General features: G+C 35.2%; 14 protein-coding genes. 4 read left to right on the top strand and 10 right to left on the bottom strand.

Annotated features, from left to right (window positions below; genetic code table 11):
- Window positions 1-6: 6 nt before the first annotated feature.
- Window positions 7-894, bottom strand: a complete 888-nt coding sequence (locus tag ICJ84_RS08855) for a DUF72 domain-containing protein (protein ID WP_188216036.1) — start codon at window positions 892-894, stop codon at window positions 7-9.
- Window positions 895-1,024: 130 nt separating this feature from the next.
- Between ICJ84_RS08855 and ICJ84_RS08850 the strand changes: the two genes are divergently transcribed.
- Window positions 1,025-1,441 (top strand): glyoxalase, encoded by a 417-nt coding sequence (locus tag ICJ84_RS08850; RefSeq protein WP_188216035.1) that lies wholly within the window; start codon window positions 1,025-1,027, stop codon window positions 1,439-1,441.
- Here the strand turns inward: ICJ84_RS08850 and ICJ84_RS08845 are convergent.
- Window positions 1,438-2,112, bottom strand: coding sequence for a DUF2461 domain-containing protein (locus ICJ84_RS08845; protein WP_188216034.1), 675 nt, complete (start codon window positions 2,110-2,112; stop codon window positions 1,438-1,440). The genes ICJ84_RS08850 and ICJ84_RS08845 overlap by 4 nt on opposite strands.
- A gap of 46 nt (window positions 2,113-2,158) precedes the next feature.
- Window positions 2,159-2,935, bottom strand: a complete 777-nt coding sequence (locus ICJ84_RS08840) for a tRNA pseudouridine synthase A (RefSeq protein ID WP_188216033.1) — start codon at window positions 2,933-2,935, stop codon at window positions 2,159-2,161.
- Window positions 2,936-3,173: 238 nt separating this feature from the next.
- On the opposite strand from ICJ84_RS08840, the gene ICJ84_RS08835 reads away from it, so the two are divergent.
- The 3 genes from ICJ84_RS08835 to ICJ84_RS08825 all read left to right on the top strand — a co-directional run bounded on the left by ICJ84_RS08835 (window position 3,174) and on the right by ICJ84_RS08825 (window position 10,775).
- On the top strand, window positions 3,174-7,181 hold the full coding sequence (locus ICJ84_RS08835) for a discoidin domain-containing protein (protein WP_188216032.1): 4,008 nt from the start codon (window positions 3,174-3,176) through the stop codon (window positions 7,179-7,181).
- Complete coding sequence (locus ICJ84_RS08830) at window positions 7,178-7,870, top strand: hypothetical protein (protein WP_188216031.1); 693 nt, start codon at window positions 7,178-7,180, stop codon at window positions 7,868-7,870. The genes ICJ84_RS08835 and ICJ84_RS08830 overlap by 4 nt, the downstream gene beginning before the upstream one ends.
- A 175-nt stretch (window positions 7,871-8,045) precedes the next feature.
- A complete protein-coding gene (locus tag ICJ84_RS08825) occupies window positions 8,046-10,775 on the top strand; it encodes a PKD domain-containing protein (protein ID WP_188216030.1) in 2,730 nt (909 codons plus the stop codon).
- A gap of 90 nt (window positions 10,776-10,865) precedes the next feature.
- Here the strand turns inward: ICJ84_RS08825 and hisIE are convergent, their stop codons facing one another.
- The 7 genes from hisIE to hisD are packed head-to-tail and all read right to left on the bottom strand — an operon-like array spanning window position 10,866 to window position 17,003.
- Window positions 10,866-11,459 (bottom strand): bifunctional phosphoribosyl-AMP cyclohydrolase/phosphoribosyl-ATP diphosphatase HisIE, encoded by a 594-nt coding sequence (hisIE, locus tag ICJ84_RS08820; RefSeq protein ID WP_188216029.1) that lies wholly within the window; start codon window positions 11,457-11,459, stop codon window positions 10,866-10,868.
- Window positions 11,456-12,211 (bottom strand): imidazole glycerol phosphate synthase subunit HisF, encoded by a 756-nt coding sequence (hisF, locus tag ICJ84_RS08815; RefSeq protein ID WP_188216028.1) that lies wholly within the window; start codon window positions 12,209-12,211, stop codon window positions 11,456-11,458. Before hisF ends, hisIE begins: the two co-directional genes overlap by 4 nt.
- 1 nt (window position 12,212) lies before the next feature.
- Complete coding sequence (hisA, locus tag ICJ84_RS08810; RefSeq protein WP_188216027.1) at window positions 12,213-12,947, bottom strand: 1-(5-phosphoribosyl)-5-[(5-phosphoribosylamino)methylideneamino]imidazole-4-carboxamide isomerase; 735 nt, start codon at window positions 12,945-12,947, stop codon at window positions 12,213-12,215.
- Between the two features lies 1 nt (window position 12,948).
- Window positions 12,949-13,530, bottom strand: coding sequence for an imidazole glycerol phosphate synthase subunit HisH (hisH, locus tag ICJ84_RS08805; RefSeq protein ID WP_188216026.1), 582 nt, complete (start codon window positions 13,528-13,530; stop codon window positions 12,949-12,951).
- A gap of 19 nt (window positions 13,531-13,549) precedes the next feature.
- On the bottom strand, window positions 13,550-14,686 hold the full coding sequence (gene hisB / locus ICJ84_RS08800; protein WP_188216025.1) for a bifunctional histidinol-phosphatase/imidazoleglycerol-phosphate dehydratase HisB: 1,137 nt from the start codon (window positions 14,684-14,686) through the stop codon (window positions 13,550-13,552).
- A complete protein-coding gene (gene hisC, locus ICJ84_RS08795; protein WP_188216024.1) occupies window positions 14,686-15,720 on the bottom strand; it encodes a histidinol-phosphate transaminase in 1,035 nt (344 codons plus the stop codon). Before hisC ends, hisB begins: the two co-directional genes overlap by 1 nt.
- Entirely contained in the window at window positions 15,720-17,003 is a 1,284-nt protein-coding gene (hisD, locus tag ICJ84_RS08790) for a histidinol dehydrogenase (RefSeq protein WP_188216023.1), read from the bottom strand. The genes hisC and hisD overlap by 1 nt, the downstream gene beginning before the upstream one ends.
- Window positions 17,004-17,012 lie beyond the last annotated feature (9 nt).

Genomic DNA, 17,012 nt, shown 5'->3' with positions numbered 1-17,012 from the left:
TAACAATTAAAACAGCAATTGCTGATTGTTTTCATTTGGTACTTTTAAATTATATCCTAATTCGGAATTCAACTTTTTTATGAAATAAGCCGAAAGCAACGGTGATTCCTTTTCAATATTCTGATGAATAAAGAAATCAATCTCTTTAACACCTTGCCCTGTCCAAAGTTTGATGCGTTCTATCCAATCATCCAAACGCGTGTAATCACTAGAATGATTTGCACCAACATAACGAACAAAGGCGGTGGCGTTAGTTAAGCGCATATGCATTAGGTCTCGTCTTCCTGCTGTATCGACAATAATATTAGAGATATTATGACTTTCCAAAAGCTGAAATAAGTCTTTCGCAACCGCTTCATCATTATACCAATCGGTATGCCTGAATTCCATAGCTAAAGACATTTCTTTAGGCCAAGTTTCAGCAAATTTAAGGACCCTATCAAAATCCTTAGGCGCAAAATTATTATGCATTTGCAAAAAGATGGTTCCTAATTTTTCTTTAAGATTGGCTGCATTATTCAGATAATTATTTACGACGTCGGCAGTTTCCTGCAAGCGTTTCCAATGACTGATTTCCTGATTTAACTTAGGGAAGAACTTAAAATTGTCTGGAGTTTTATGATACCAGGTTTCAAATTGTTCAGCTGGAAATATTCTGTAAAATGTGGCATTTAATTCAATGGAATTGAATTGTGAAGAATAATATATTAGTTCATCCTTTGTTCCTCGAGGATAAAATCCTTTTAAATCAGCTTTATTCCATTTGGCACAACCTACATAAATTTCAGGAATATTATCATCTTTAAATTTCTCTAAAGTAGACTTAGTTTCCGGGTGGTCCGGTGGCAAAGTAAAATCTATATCCTGTGGATTTTCAACGCTTCCAAACTTCATCTGTATCGTCTAATTTCAATTTTGGAATAAAGATAAAAATATGATTTGTTAATAAAGTCGTTAACAATTATAATTTTTCTGACCAAATCGCGCTTTTTAATTTTATAGTTTTAGTAAAACTCTTATAATTATGGATACTAGACAGCTTAACTTGACTAAAATTCGTCCTGAATTTAAAACGACTACCATTAACGATAATATGAGTAGTGACGAGCGTTTTCAAAATTTAGTATTGCGCCCTATTGTGAAATTTCAAAACAATTTATTGAATGAAGTTTTTCTAAATTATGTTAGCAAACATAAAAATGTGTTTTACAGCTTATCCATAGAAAAGCGTATCGATTACATTGAAAATGCCATAATTAAAGACATGAAGTTCAGGAATTCTTTAAAGGGCATGATTATAGGTTTGTTTACGGTTGAAGAATATGTAATCTACATCCAGAACTCATCGGCATTAAATAAACGCATGATGAATCTAGTTAAACAGCGCCTAATTGACAATGTTCAGCTTTTTGAAAAACCAGAAATTCTAAAAGCCATCTAAATTAAAGATTCACCATTTAAATCTGTTGTAAGCACATCGCTCATATAATTGAAATATGGGCGAATAGCTTTAAAAGCAACGTTAACATCGTCTATAAAACTAGCATCCAAAACCTGAGTATCGGTATATTTTTTAATAAAGATGTATTGTTTTTTCTTGATTAAATCAATGTTTTCATGGTCTTTACTAAACCCTTTTGGTGCTGTTTTCACTTCATCTCCTACAAGTTCGCCCCAGATAGTTTTAAAAGTTTTATCGTTTAGAATGTCGCGCATATCACTCGCATCCATTTCAAACTCTTTACGAATGCGCAGTAAATCGGCAGGATTAGGCTCCCAAAATCCGGTAGCAATAAAACTTTCGTTGTTGGGTTGAATATGGATATAGTAACCACCTCTTAACTGTGGTTTTACACGATGAAATGTACCCCCAAAATGAGTTTTATAAGGTAATTTATTTTTTGAAAAACGTACATCGCGATAGATACGGAAGATTTTAAGTTTATCGACATCGTCGTGTGTTTTTAAAGTTTCTAAAACACTATTGTAAAACCCTTTAATATCTTTTTCGACGGCTTTAAACTCCTTTTTATGTTCATTAAACCAATCCCTGTTATTGTTTTGCTCTAACCGTTTAAAGAACTTAAATACATTTTCCGATACGGTTTTCATATAGATTGGTTTTAAAATAGAAATCTAAATTACAAAAGGTGTTTCGTTATTCAAATTCTATGTTGTTAAGAATTAGTCCCGATGCAGGAGCGATATATTCCATTTTTACAAACACATCCTGTTGCAGACTGTATTTTATATCTTCCAGAGTTAATTTACCTTTTCCTAAATCGATTAAAGTTCCCATCATCAATCGGATCTGGTTGCGCATGAAACCTTTGCCTTTTACACGAAGTAAATAAGATTGTTTTGGGAAATAATTCGCGGTGTAAATATCATTTTCTATAATTTCACAGGTAATGATTTCACGATTGTAAATTCCGTTATCGGTTGGTTTAAAACAATACGATTTAAAATAATGCTCACCTTGAAACAGTTTAGCGCCTTCCTTCATTAATTCAATATCCAAATCATCGAGAATAGTTGTCATGATGGGTGCGCAAAATGGATGACATTTTTCTCCAAAGGTAAATAGATACAAGTATTCCTTTGTTTTTGAATGGTTGATGATATTGAATTTAGCATCAACTTCTGTAATGTCTAATGCTCGAATATCCTGAGGTAAGTTGTAATTAAACAAATTTAAGAAAGCTTGCTTATCTTCTAAAGGTTCAGCTAGAAACAATTCGAATTTGGCGCATTCTGCAGACACCATGGCATCGGTTCTGCCTGAACTTAAACTTTTAAAGGTTTTACCTTCTAAAATAAAATTCAAAGTGCGATCAACCATTAGATGCAGGGTTTTTACATCTGGTTGTTTTTGCCAGCCATGAAATCTATAACCCAAATATTGAATGGTGATAACGTAAAAATGTTTTTTCATTACAGTGTTTAATCCACGGACAAAGTAAACTTATTTATTAGTTATGACAAAAAATATAAATAAGTATGATGTATTGGTTTGCATAAGCTCTTTTGGTGGAGTGTGAATTTGTCAAAAAAGTAGGTGTTTTTATCAAATTTTAGTTATGTGGTAAAAATCCTCTTTAAAGACTAAAATACCGCCACCCATTTCAATATAGAATCCGGATATTTATTTTAAAACATTAAAAACCAATTAAATGAATTTATTAAAACGCATAGCTTTCTTAGTACTTATACTTTATGCTGATTTTTTCTATGGCCAACAACCCTACACGCCATATGACAATTTACCTGGCATAATTAAATCGTACAAACCTTTGTATAGTGAAGATTTTCCTGATTGGGCTAAAAAACTATATGAATATCCAGTTAATTTTATTGAAATAGAAAAAGAATATAGCCAATACATAGCTATTAATAACAAGGTGAAAAGCCCTATTATTCGTTACTATAAAATTTGGAGACAAGTGATAGCGCCTTATGCAGATATTGCCGGTGAAATTATATTGCCTGACTTTAATCAAATTAAAAAAGAGTCGTTGTCTAATTCGAAATTAACAGCTAATAGTAAGATTTCAGATGCTTCAAACTCCAATTGGACATTTTTAGGCCCAAAACAAACATTTTGGCTAAATTCATCAGGAGCTAATGTAACACCTCCAGTAGCTCCTTGGCAAGTTAATGTATACACCCTTAAAGTAGCACCATCAAACAACAACATAATCTATGCTGGAACGGAAACAGGGTACATTAATAAATCTACAGATAAAGGAAAGACATGGACTTTAATGAATCGAGATTATTATTTAGGGGGCATAACAGCTATAGCTGTTCACCCAACAAACTCAGACTTTGTTTATATTGGCAGTAATGGCAGCATTCACAAAACTACAGACGGGGGACTAACCTGGAATGCGATCTTGCCAAATGCATCTGCGAATCACATTATAATAGACCCCTCAAATACCAATAAACTTATAGCATCATGTAATGAAGGCTTATTCGTAAGTTTAAATGGAGGTGTAGATTGGTCTAATAAAGAAAGTGGTAAATTTTACGATGTTGAGTTTAAGCCCGATAACACTAGTACTATTTATGCTTTAAAACGAAATACATCAGATAACCTTCATGCTATAATTTCAACCGATGGAGGAGCAACATTTACAACGTTTCCAAATTTTCCAAATCAATTTAAAGATGCTAGTGGTGGTTTATTAGCTGTAACTCCAGACAATCCAAATATTGTATACACCACCTTATTAAGTGAAAACAGAACTCCTTTATTGTACAAAGGTACTTACAATACAACCTGGACTTGGACTGAGGTCATTAAATGTAATACCGATACCTTTCCTTACGACAATGGCCAGGGTTATTACGATTTGGTACTCGAAGTTAATCCTAATAATGCAGATGAATTTTTTGTTGGTACAGTTACATTATTTAAAACTAAAGATGGAGGTTCAAACTTTGATAAAATTGGTGGATACTCAGGCCGCTTTAACGTTCATCCAGATATTCAAGATATTTCATGGCTAGAAGACAATTCCGTTTGGTTAGCTACCGATGGTGGAGTTAGCTTTTCTAACGATGCCTTTGAAACTGACTTTCAACCTTTAATAGATGGTCTAATAGGTTCTGATATGTGGGGCTTTGATCAAGGTTGGAATGAGGATATTATTGTTGGAGGAAGATACCATAACGGAAATACTGCCATAGCTGATTTTTATGGGGACAAAGCATTACGTATGGGAGGAGCCGAATCTCCGACAGGTTGGGTTATCCAAGGTAAAAGCCGGCATGTCGCTTTTGGAGATTTAGGACAAAAAGGCTGGATACTACCCAAAACAGCTGAAGAAAAGGAAGAAGGCCATTTCTTATTCACCAAATTCCCTAACATGCTTGAATATGGAGGCAATAGAGGAAGTCTTGTATTTCACCCCAATTATTATGAAACTATTTTCTTAGGAGAAGAAAATTCTTTGTGGAGAAGTGATGATATGGGAATGTCTTTTAAATCACTAAATACCTTTTCAGGAAACGTTATGGGAATTGCGATAAGTATGACTAATCCCAATGTGATGTATTTAGATGTAAAAGGTGCAGGATTGTATAAAAGCACAGATCAAGGCCAAACATGGGTAGCTAAACCAGCTTTAAGTAATTCTGCTAATGGAGGAGCTAAAATGCAAGGTAGAACAAGTTTAGTGATATCTACTTATGACGAGAATACTATTTACGCGTGCTATGCTAATGGAACCTGGACAACACAAAAAGGGGTTATTTTTAAATCTACCGACGGCGGAGATACCTGGACTAATATTTCAGGAAATATTGATGCTTATACAAAATACTTAGCGATACAGCCAACAGCTTCAGGGAAAGATTTAGTTTATGCTTTTACAACCCGAAAAAACAATGAAGTAGCAAATGTCTACTATATGACTGAAGCGATGACAAGTTGGAGTTTATTTACAAATAATTATCCTAAAAATATAAAGGTTATTGCTGCTATTCCTTTTTATCGTGATGGAAAAATAAGAGTAGCTGGAAGTGCAGGTGTTTGGGAATCGCCATTACAAGAAGCTATTCAGCCTATAATCAACCCGTGGGTACAGAAAAGAAATTTCAACTGTGTCAGTGACGTACTTTATTTCGATGACCATTCTATTTTAAATCATGAGGGCGCAACATGGAAATGGGACATCTCCCCTGCTCCACAATATATAAGCGATGCTAATATTAGAAATCCTGAGGTTATTTTAGGCACACCTGGATCTTATGATGTAACATTAACAGTAACCGTTAATGGTGTAGAGTACAGTAAAACAATTGAGGACATGGTTACAACAACCACGTGTCCATCAATTAACGATTGTAACAACCCCGCAGAATTACCTAAAAATGAATGGTCTTTAATTTATGCGGATAGTCAAGAGTCGAGCAAACCAGCTACTAATGCTTTTGACGGAGATACAAGTACAATATGGCACACCCGTTGGAGCACGGGAACAGATCCTTACCCTCATGAAATTCAAATAGATCTAGGTAACAACTATAGCATTAGTAAATTTACTTACCAAGGTCGTAGCGATGGGCAAAACGGTAGAATTAATGAATATGAAATTTATTTTTCAAACGATAAAACAAATTGGGGAGAACCTGAGGTGAGCGGCAATTTTGAAAATACTTCAAGACCTCAAACTATAGAGTTTACTAATAAGCCCAAAGGTAGATATATGCGTTTGAAATCATTATCAGAAGTTAATGGTGGCGCTTGGACTTCCATAGCTGAACTAACTTTAGTCGGATGTTTGTTTGACAACTGTCCCGATGTGGACAATGAAGATCAAGCTGATTTTGATAATGATGGATTAGGAGATGCTTGTGATGACGACGATGACAACGATGGTGTTTTGGATGTTGATGATCTTTGTTCTGAAACCCCTTTAGGAACAGTGGTTGATAATAATGGATGTGCCACCTTTACTTTACCAGCAAACAACTTTACTATTCAAACCATTTCTGAAACATGTAGGACTAGTGATAACGGACAAATTTCTATTTCAGCTATTGAAAATCTAAACTACAAAGTTTCTTTAGTTAAGAACGGAAATCAAACCAATTATAATTTTACTCAAGAATTAACAATAGATAATTTAAGCTCAGGAGTATACTCTCTTTGTTTAACAATAGAAAACGAACCTTCTTTTGAGCGTTGTTATGATTTAAACATCAGTGAACCTCAGGATTTAACCGTTTTTGCTAGATACGATGCAGATACCAAATCATTAGATTTATCAATGTTTAATGGTGAAACATATAATATTACGCTTAACGGTAAAACCATGACGACTTCGAAAAGTAACCTAACCTTAGACCTAAAATCTGGTGAAAACACAATAGAAGTTACTACTGAAAAAGAATGCCAGGGCATGTTCTCAAAAAGTATTATGCTTAGTGATGACATACTAGTATACCCCAATCCATTTGAAGATCAAGTATTTATAAACCTAGGTTCTCAAGATGCAGAGATGGCTCATATTAGGATTTTTGATGTTACAGGAAAACTTGTTTTAGATCGTGTATTAAAAGCAGAGAATCAAACAATACAGGTAGATGCTTCCTTTTTAAAAGCAGGTCTATATCAGGTTGTTTTAAGGACAGAACACAGTGAGAATAACTTTAAAGTTGCAAAAAAATGAAAAAATTAATTTATTTAAACATCGCTCTGCTTATTCTATCTTGTTCAGGTGGAGATTCAGGAGAAACCAATAAAGTTTCAAGCCCAGAGAAAACTAATTTAATTTTCCCGGAAAACAACTCAGAGTGTTTTGAGGGTGAAGTTATAAACAATACAGTTAGCAAAGTAACTTTTGAATGGAGTCGCACCAATACTACAGATGAATATTCTGTAACCTTGAAAAATCTGAGTACCAACGCAGTTTCAACCTTAACTACATCGAGCACCTCATTAGATATTAGTATAAATAGAGGGACACCGTATTCGTGGTATGTAACTTCTAAATCTAAAAAAGTAACCGAAACAGCAACAAGTGATACTTGGAAGTTTTACAATGCTGGTGCTGGATTAATAGATCACGTTCCGTTTCCTGCAGAAGCTGTAGAACCAGCCAATAGCTCTCAAATAACAACTCAAAGTAATACTACAACTCTTAAATGGTCTGTTACAGATTTGGATGGAGATATCACAAGTTATGATGTGTATTTCGGAGAAACATCAACACCCGCATTATTTCAGAGCAATCTTACAGAAGTACAAATAGATGATATTACCGTAGAATCTGGAAAACAATACTATTGGCAAATAAAAACTTCGGATGCAGAAGGTAATACCTCTATGTCTGATGTATTCACATTTATAGTCGTATAGTCGGTAGCTAATAAAACACAGCTCGAATCAATTTTCATTGATTCGAGCTGTGTTTATATATATTAAACTAATAAGTAAACAGTTAACATTTGGTTTATGCTTTCTTACAGTAAAAACTAAACAGAAAATCGGAACTATGAAAAATAAACTATTAGTTTCGTAATTAAAATTGCAAATGAAAAGAACAATATTTAAAGCATTAGGTTTTATTACAATTATGGTTTTCTCAGGGGGGATTTATGCCTTTTTAAGACACAATAACCCTATATCCCATGATGATTCAAAAGAAGAAACATTACAATCATTCTGGTCTGAAAGACACAGAAGTAGCAACTGGTACACAGGTTTAGAAAGTAATCAACCTAACTTTTATCAAATAAGAAACCAATTCACCAATTATTTTTCAAGTAATCCTTATTTTAAAACACCTGAAGTCAAGAAGTTTAAAAAGTTTGTGCAAAAGCACTTTCCTAATATAGACGCTCAAGGGAATTACATTAAACCTCTTGCAAAACAAGAAGATGCTTCAAATTTTTCTAATAAACTCAAAGCTAAAGGAAATTCATGGAATCATTTGTTTTTAAAATGGAACACCTTCCAAGATAATGGTGGTGTAGGTGTTTTGAGATCTATTCGAATTGATCCAAAAAATGTAAACCATGTATTAGCAGGTGCAGTAACCGCTGGTATTTGGCGAACCAACGATAGCGGTAATAATTGGACGTTCGTTTCAGGAGGGGTTCCTGAAGTTGAATCAGTTAATGAAATCATATATAGCCGTCATAACCCGAAAATTGTTTATGCTAACACAAATATGGGGGTGATAAAGTCCATTGATGGTGGTAACAATTGGAATTACACCTCTCTAAGAAAAACGTTTCCAGAATCGTTTAAAAGTCTTCAATGGCTTGATTTACCGAATACAAGTAGTAATGTTGTATATGCTACCACCGAAGAAAATAGAACATACACTTTGTATAATTCTGTTGATGGTGGGCAATCTTGGGAAGTTGTTTACAGTACACCAAAGCGTATTTGGGATATGCGTGTAAAACCTGATGATAAGAATGTTGTATACATAATTGAAGAATCAGAAACTACTGACTGGATTAATTTTAAGAAATCTATAGATGGTGGAAAAACTTTTAAAATCATAAATACTGGCTTTCCTGCTGATTATAATTTAAAAGCTCACCGAGGTCGATTAGCAACCACGCCCGCTAATAGCGATGTTATATATCTTGCTATAGGCTTTAACGGAGGAGGTAAGAATGATAAAATTTCGTTTTTTAAGTCTAGTGATGCTGGAGAATCATTCGATAAAGCATGTTGCGGTGATAAAACCGAACCACTAGTAAATGCAATGGACGCTACAAGTTTCTTAAATGAAACCTGCCATTTGTCTCAATTAACATGGAATTTCGCCTTTACGGTTTCTGAAACCGATGAAAATTACCTGGTATGCGCAGCTAATAAACTTAAAGTGAGTACAGATGGTGGTGCTACTTGGCATTACGACTTGTCTGGAGATATTGTTACGGGTAAGGCATATGACCAATATAACTCCAACAATGCACATACAGGAATACATGGAGATCATCACGGTTTATCTGTTATCGGTAAACATATCTGGAATGGTAACGATGGTGGAGCTTATCATTCAAGTGATGGAGGTTACACGGTAGTAAAAGACAAAACAAACGGACTAGGTATTCAAGAATTATGGGGCTTTAGTCAGTCTTTTAAGAATGACATTATGGCTGTTGGCTTAAACCACAATCGTATTTGTTTTAGAGATGACCAAGTTTATGGTGGTTGGATTGCTGTAAATGGTGCTGATGCGATGGCTGCAAATGTTAATCCGATTGATGACCAATACTTATACACGCACCCGTGGGGGCACCAAAAAGTAAAACGATCATTAATAAGTAAAAATGGCCATGAATTTAAAGATTTAGGTATCGAATTAGGTTATTTAACTCTAGATAATTTAGAATTTCATCCACATTACTATTATACTATTTACGGTAGTGATTACGGTGATAGAAATAAAACGTACCATTTAGCAAAATCAACAGATAATGCTGAGTCATGGGAAGTAATTAAAGATATGTCGAATGAAAAAGCAAATGCTCTTTCTGTAAAAGTGAGCTTTGCTGATGCAAATTATGTTTATGCTGTTATAGAGCCTAATAAGGTGATAAAATCTATAGACGAAGGCAAAACCTGGATAAGTATCAATCCTCCAGCAGAATTATTAAGAAACTATGCGTTATGGCGATTAGCTGTTAGCGATAAAGACCCTAATCATTTATGGGTATCTGTGAAAGGAAGTCAGGATATAGTTAAAGTTATAGAATCAAAAGATGGTGGCTTAACCTGGAACGACTACTCTAAGGGTCTGCCGCAATACGCTATTTACTCTATGGTATATCAACGTGGCAGTGATGATATTTTATATGTAGGAACGCGACTTGGTGTTTATTATCGAAAAGCAGGTATGGATCAATGGGTACCTTTCGGCACAGGTATGCCTGCGGCAAATACTAGTTTTATGTTTATTAATTATGCTAAAGGCAAACTACGCGTAGGAACCTCTCGCGGTTTATGGGAAAATGATTTAGTAGAATTAACGGCGCCTAAAGCTAATATTTCAGTAGATCGTTCAGAAGTAACATTAGATGATTCTCATGTTAAATTTGCAGATTTTTCAGTAGCTGATAAAGATGCGACTTACTTCTGGGAATTTAAAGGTGGTACCCCTGCAACTTCTACCGAAGAGCGTCCGGTAGTGTCTTACAAAAAGGTATCTAAAAAAGGGTACGATGTTACGTTAACCGTAACAGATAGCAGAGGAAGTAGTACTCAAAAACTTAAAAATTTTATAAAGGTCAAAAAGAAATAGTACAACCTTGTCTTCATTTTAAGTATTGAAAAAGCCTCAGAATAACTCTGAGGCTTTTTGTATAATATAACTAGCAATAAAGCATACAAACTATTTATGCCTGCTTTTTAGCTCTGCCTCAATATCTTTTAAAGTGAAACCTTTTGCTTGCAGCAACATTAAATAGTGAAATAATAAATCAGCCGATTCGTATAAAAACAATTCATCATTATTATCCATAGCTTCAATAACCGTTTCCACAGCCTCCTCTCCTACTTTTTGAGCTACTTTGTTAATGCCTTTTGCAAATAAACTAGCCACATACGATTTACTCGTGTCTTTGTTTTCTACGCGTTCTTTAATAACCTCTTCTAAAGTTGAAAAGAATCCGTAAGAAGACTGATTTTCTTCTCCCCAGCAGTTATCTGTTCCCTTGTGACAAGTTGGCCCTTCGGGATTCACTTGAATCAACAAGCTATCATTATCACAGTCGTTCTTAACAGAGACTAGGTTTAAAAAATTACCGCTTTCTTCACCTTTCGTCCAAAGACGTTGCTTACTTCTACTAAAAAACGTTACTTTTTGAGTTTCTAAAGTCTTTTGATAAGCTGCTTCATTCATATAGCCCAACATTAATACATTTTTTGTTGTAGCATCCTGAATAATAGCTGGAACCAGTCCGTTATCATCATATTTTATAGTCATAATCGTACTTCTATATTATGTTTTTTTAATTCTTTTTTAAGCTCAGGAATAGGGATTTCTCCGAAGTGAAACACACTAGCCGCCAGAGCAGCATCTGCTTTACCCTCTGTAAACGTATCCACAAAATGCTGTACATTACCAGCGCCACCTGAAGCAATAATAGGGATATTTAATTCCTCAGAAAGTTTTGCTAAAGCTTCGTTCGCAAAGCCGTTCTTAGTACCGTCGTGATCCATGGATGTAAATAAAATTTCACCTGCTCCACGATCTTCGACTTCTTTGGCCCATTCAAATAAATCGATATCTGTTGGGATACTTCCACCGGCCAAATGCACTTTCCAATTCCCATCAATTTGCTTGGCATCGATAGCAACTACTACACACTGACTTCCGAATTTATCAGCTAATTCATTAATTAATTCAGGGCGTTTAACTGCTGAAGAGTTAATAGACACCTTATCTGCACCACACTGAAGTAAAGCATCAACATGCTCTACCGAAGAAATTCCACCACCAACGGTAAATGGAATATTTACTTGTTCGGCAACACGCAACACCATATCTAAGGTTGTGGCACGACCTTCTAAAGTCGCTGCAATATCTAAAAAGACCAATTCATCGGCACCAACTTCAGCATATTGTTTAGCTAATTCTACAGGATCACCGGCATCTCGTAAATCGACAAAATTCACGCCTTTTACAGTACGGCCGTTTTTAATATCCAAGCAAGGAACAATTCGTTTTGTTAGCATATTATACAAATTTTTCAAGTTGTTTTAAGGTGATTCTGTTTTCGTAAATCGCCTTACCAATAATAACACCTTCGCAACCTAACTCTTTTAAAATCGGCAATTCATCAATAATCGAAATACCTCCTGAAGCAATTAATTTCACTGATTGCCCATTGCTGGCGCTTGAACATTCCGCAATGATTTCTTTATATAAATCTACTGAAGGTCCTTGTAGCATGCCATCTTTGGAAATATCAGTACAAATAACATATTGAATGCCCTTTTTCTGGTAACCTTTAATAAACGGAATCAACTCTTCCTGACTATCTTCCTGCCAGCCGCTAATCGCAATTTTCCCTACGTTACTATCGGCACCCAAAATAATTTTTTCCGATCCGTATTTTGAAATCCAGCCTTCAAAAGTCTTGACGTCTTTTACAGCAATACTTCCTCCTGTGATTTGTCTGGCTCCCGAATTAAAGGCAATGTGTAAATCTTCATTGGTCTTTAATCCTCCACCAAAATCTACTTTCAGCTTGGTTTTTGATGCAATTTGCTCTAAAACCTTATAATTGACAATATGCTGAGCTTTTGCGCCATCTAAATCAACCAAATGCAAATACTGAATACCCGCATCTTCAAACATTTTAGCAACTTCTAACGGATTCTCGTTGTATACTTTTTTTGTGTCGTAATCACCTTTGGTTAGCCTCACGCATTTTCCATCTATAATATCTATGGCAGGTATAATTCTCATGTTATAGTTCTAAAAAGTTTTTTAAAATTTGTTCTCCTGCTAAGCTACTCTTTTCCGGGTGAAACTGGACACCGTAAAAGTTTTTATGTTGCAAGGCAGAAGCATAATTTAATCCGTAATCTGTTGTCGCAATAGTTTCAGGGCAATGTTCTGCATAATAACTATGCACGAGATACATGTATTCTTTTTCTTTTATTCCTTTAAACAACTTCGATTTTAATTCTCTAATAACATTCCAGCCCATTTGTGGCACTTTAACCGAATTGTCAAAGCGTTTAACTACAGTTTTAAATACACCAAGTCCCTTGGTATTGCCTTCTTCGGTGAATTCACAAAGCAACTGCATCCCTAGACAAATTCCTAAAACCGGTTGTTTTAATTTGGGGATAAGTTTGTCTAATCCAGATTCCTGAAGCATAACCATGGCACTACTAGCCTCACCTACTCCTGGGAATATGATTTTATCGGCGGCAAGAATTTCATCAGGATCGTTGGATAATACCGCATCAACCCCCAGGCGTTTAAAAGCGAATTGAATGCTTTTAATGTTTCCTGCGCCGTAATTTATAATGACTAATTTCATTTTTAATCGTTTTGTAAGGCTATAACATTCCTTTTGTTGATGGCAAAAACATCTTATTAGAATCTCTTTTTACCGCCATTTTCATCGCTTTAGCAAAGGCTTTAAAAATGCCTTCGATTTTATGATGTTCGTTTACCCCTTCTGCTTTTACATTCAAATTACATTTTGCTCCGTCGGTGAAGGATTTAAATAGGTGGAAAAACATTTCTGTTGGCATATCACCTATTTTTTCACGTTTAAATTCAGCATCCCATTCTAACCAATTTCTACCGCCAAAATCAACAGCCACATGAGCCAAACAATCATCCATGGGTAAGCAGAATCCGTAACGTTCAATACCTAATTTATTGCCAAGTGCTTTACTAAACACTTCTCCTAAAGCAATCATGGTGTCTTCAATGGTGTGATGCTCATCAACCTCTAAATCGCCATCGACTTTAATCGTCAAATCCATAGCGCCATGACGACCGATCTGATCTAACATATGATCGAAAAATGACAAACCGGTATCGATATCATTTTTACCTGAACCGTCTAAATTCAGCTTGATATAAATCTTGGTTTCATTCGTGTTTCTGGTAATCTCAGCTACACGATCCTTCAGTTTTAAAAACTCGTAAATCTCTTTCCAATCGGTAGACGTTAAGGCTATGGCATCATATATTTCCTGTTTAGATGTTTCAATTTCATCAGCACCAAGATTAGGATCTTCAGATAAATAAATCCCTTTTGCACCTAAGTTTTTTGCTAATTCCATATCGGTAATGCGATCACCTAATACAAATGAATTTTCTAAATCGTAATCTTCAGAAAAATATTTGGATAATAAGCCGGTTCTTGGTTTACGCGTTGGTGCATTCTCATGAGGAAAGGTTTTATCAATGTGTATATCAGCAAACTCAATTCCTTCTTTAGCAAAAGCATTTATAATTTTATTTTGTGCCGGCCAAAAGGTATCCTCAGGAAACGAATCGGTTCCTAAACCATCCTGATTGGTTACCATAACCAGTTCGTAATCTAATTCACTGGCGATTTTAGCCATATATTGAAATACTTTTGGATAGAACTCCAATTTTTCTAAACTATCTAACTGATAATCTACAGGTGGCTCTAAAACCAATGTACCATCACGGTCTATAAATAATACTTTTTTCATTATATAGATTTTAAGGTATCTATTAATATTTTGTTTTCTGTTGGGGTTCCAACCGTTAATCTTAAGGTGTTTTCGCAACCCGGTTGTGTGGTTCTATTTCTAATAACAATGCCTTTTTCAATCAATTGATTATAACGCTTGTTAGCATCATCTACCTTTACCAATACAAAATTGGCATCGGTTGGATAAATCTTAGAAATATAATCCACCGATTTTAAAGCTTCTACTAATTGCTCTCTTTCAGAAAGAATATCCTGAATCTGATTTTCAGCTAAGTCTTTTATGCTTAGTAATTCAATGGCTTTTTTCTGTGTTAACTCGTTAATGTTATAAGGCGGTTTGATAGCGTTTAATACTGAAATGATTTCAGTTGATGCATAACAAATTCCTAATCGGATTCCTGCCATAGCATAGGCTTTAGAAACGGTTTGCGTTACGATTAAATTAGGGAATAAATCTAACTTAGACACCCAGCTTTGTTCTTTTGAAAAATCGATATAAGCTTCATCTATTACAACAATGCCTTTAAATTCGAAAACTAATCTTTCAATGGCTTTCGCATTAAAACTATTTCCAGACGGATTATTTGGCGAACAAATAAATAACAGTTTGCTATTATCGTCAACAACGCTTAAAATTTCATCAACTTTTGGTTGAAAGTTTTCATCTAAGTTAACTTTCTTAATACTAATGGCGTTTAAATTAGCTAAAACCTCATACATACCGTATGTTGGTGGTAAGGTAATGACATTATCCTGATTAGGTTCACAAAACGCTCTGTAAATCAAATCTAACACTTCATCGCTTCCATTTCCGAACATGATATTTTGAGTTGGAACCCCTTTAATGTCTGACCAAAGCGATTTTAACGTACGTTGTAACGGATCTGGATACCGGTTAACCCCATTCTCAAACGGATTTTCGTTAGCGTCTAAAAACACCATATTATCGGTGGCACCCTGAAACTCATCACGAGCAGAAGAATACGGCTTTAGCGCCTTAATGGTCGGTCTTAATAAATCTTTTATATCCATTATTCAATATCCTTTAATCTAATTGACACTGCATTTTTGTGTGCCTGTAGGCCTTCGGCTTCAGCCATTTGCTCGATAGTGTTCCCAATATTCAGCAAACCTTCTTTAGAAATTTTTTGAAAGGTCATACTCTTTTGGAAACTGTCTAAATTGACTCCGGAATACGCTTTTGAAAAACCGTTGGTTGGTAAAGTATGATTGGTTCCAGAAGCGTAATCGCCGGCACTTTCTGGAGTATAGTCACCAATAAACACCGAGCCTGCATTAGCTATCCCGTTTATATAAAAATCTTCATTTTTAGTACAGACAATAAAGTGCTCTGGGCCATATTCATTGATTAATTCAAGGGCTAGATTGTCATTTTCAACAAAAATCAGCTTAGAATTTGCTATAGCTTTTTCTGCAATTGCTTTACGTGGAAGAACCTCTAATTGTTCTTCAACTTCTTCGGATACTTTTTTTATCACTTCTTTTGAAGTCGACACTAAAATTACCTGACTATCCGTACCATGTTCCGCCTGACTTAATAAATCAGATGCTATATAGGATGGATTTGCGGTTTCATCTGCAACCACAAGTAATTCACTTGGACCTGCAGGCATATCGATAGCCACGCCAAATTTTGTAGCCAATTGCTTAGCAACCGTCACAAACTGATTTCCAGGTCCGAAAATTTTATAGACCTTAGGTATGATTTCCGTTCCGAAGGTTAATCCGGCAATCGCTTGAATACCTCCTACTTTTATAATTTTAGTGACACCACAAAGCTGTGCTGCAAATAAGATTTCGTTTGCTAATTGCCCTTCCTTATTTGGAGGAGAACACAAAACAATTTCTTTACAACCTGCAATCTGCGCAGGCACAGCCAACATTAAAACCGTAGAAAACAAAGGTGCTGTTCCTCCCGGAATGTATAACCCCACTTTTTCAATGGGACGTTTTTCCTGCCAACAAACGACTCCGTTAGTGGTTTCAACTTTAACTCTTGAAGTCTTTTGTGCGCTGTGAAAAGTCTCTATATTCTGTTTGGCCTGAGTAATGGCTTTTATTAAATCTTCTGAAACACTATCGACAGCCAATTGAATTTCTTCAGCAGACACGATATTCGTTTCTAAATCAACTTGATCAAACTGAAATGTGTATTTTTTAATAGCTATATCGCCTTCCTGGCGAACTTCATTGAATATTTCATCCACTGTCGCTTCAATATCGTCCACCGTTTGTGTTGGACGTTTTAAAACTTCCGCCCACTGCGATTGTTCAGGATTATAAATGATCTGCATAATATCAAA

It is taken from the genome of Aestuariibaculum suncheonense, assembly GCF_014596935.1.
GTDB classification, from domain to species: domain Bacteria; phylum Bacteroidota; class Bacteroidia; order Flavobacteriales; family Flavobacteriaceae; genus Aestuariibaculum; species Aestuariibaculum suncheonense.
This window is presented reverse-complemented; position numbering and strand designations above follow the sequence as displayed.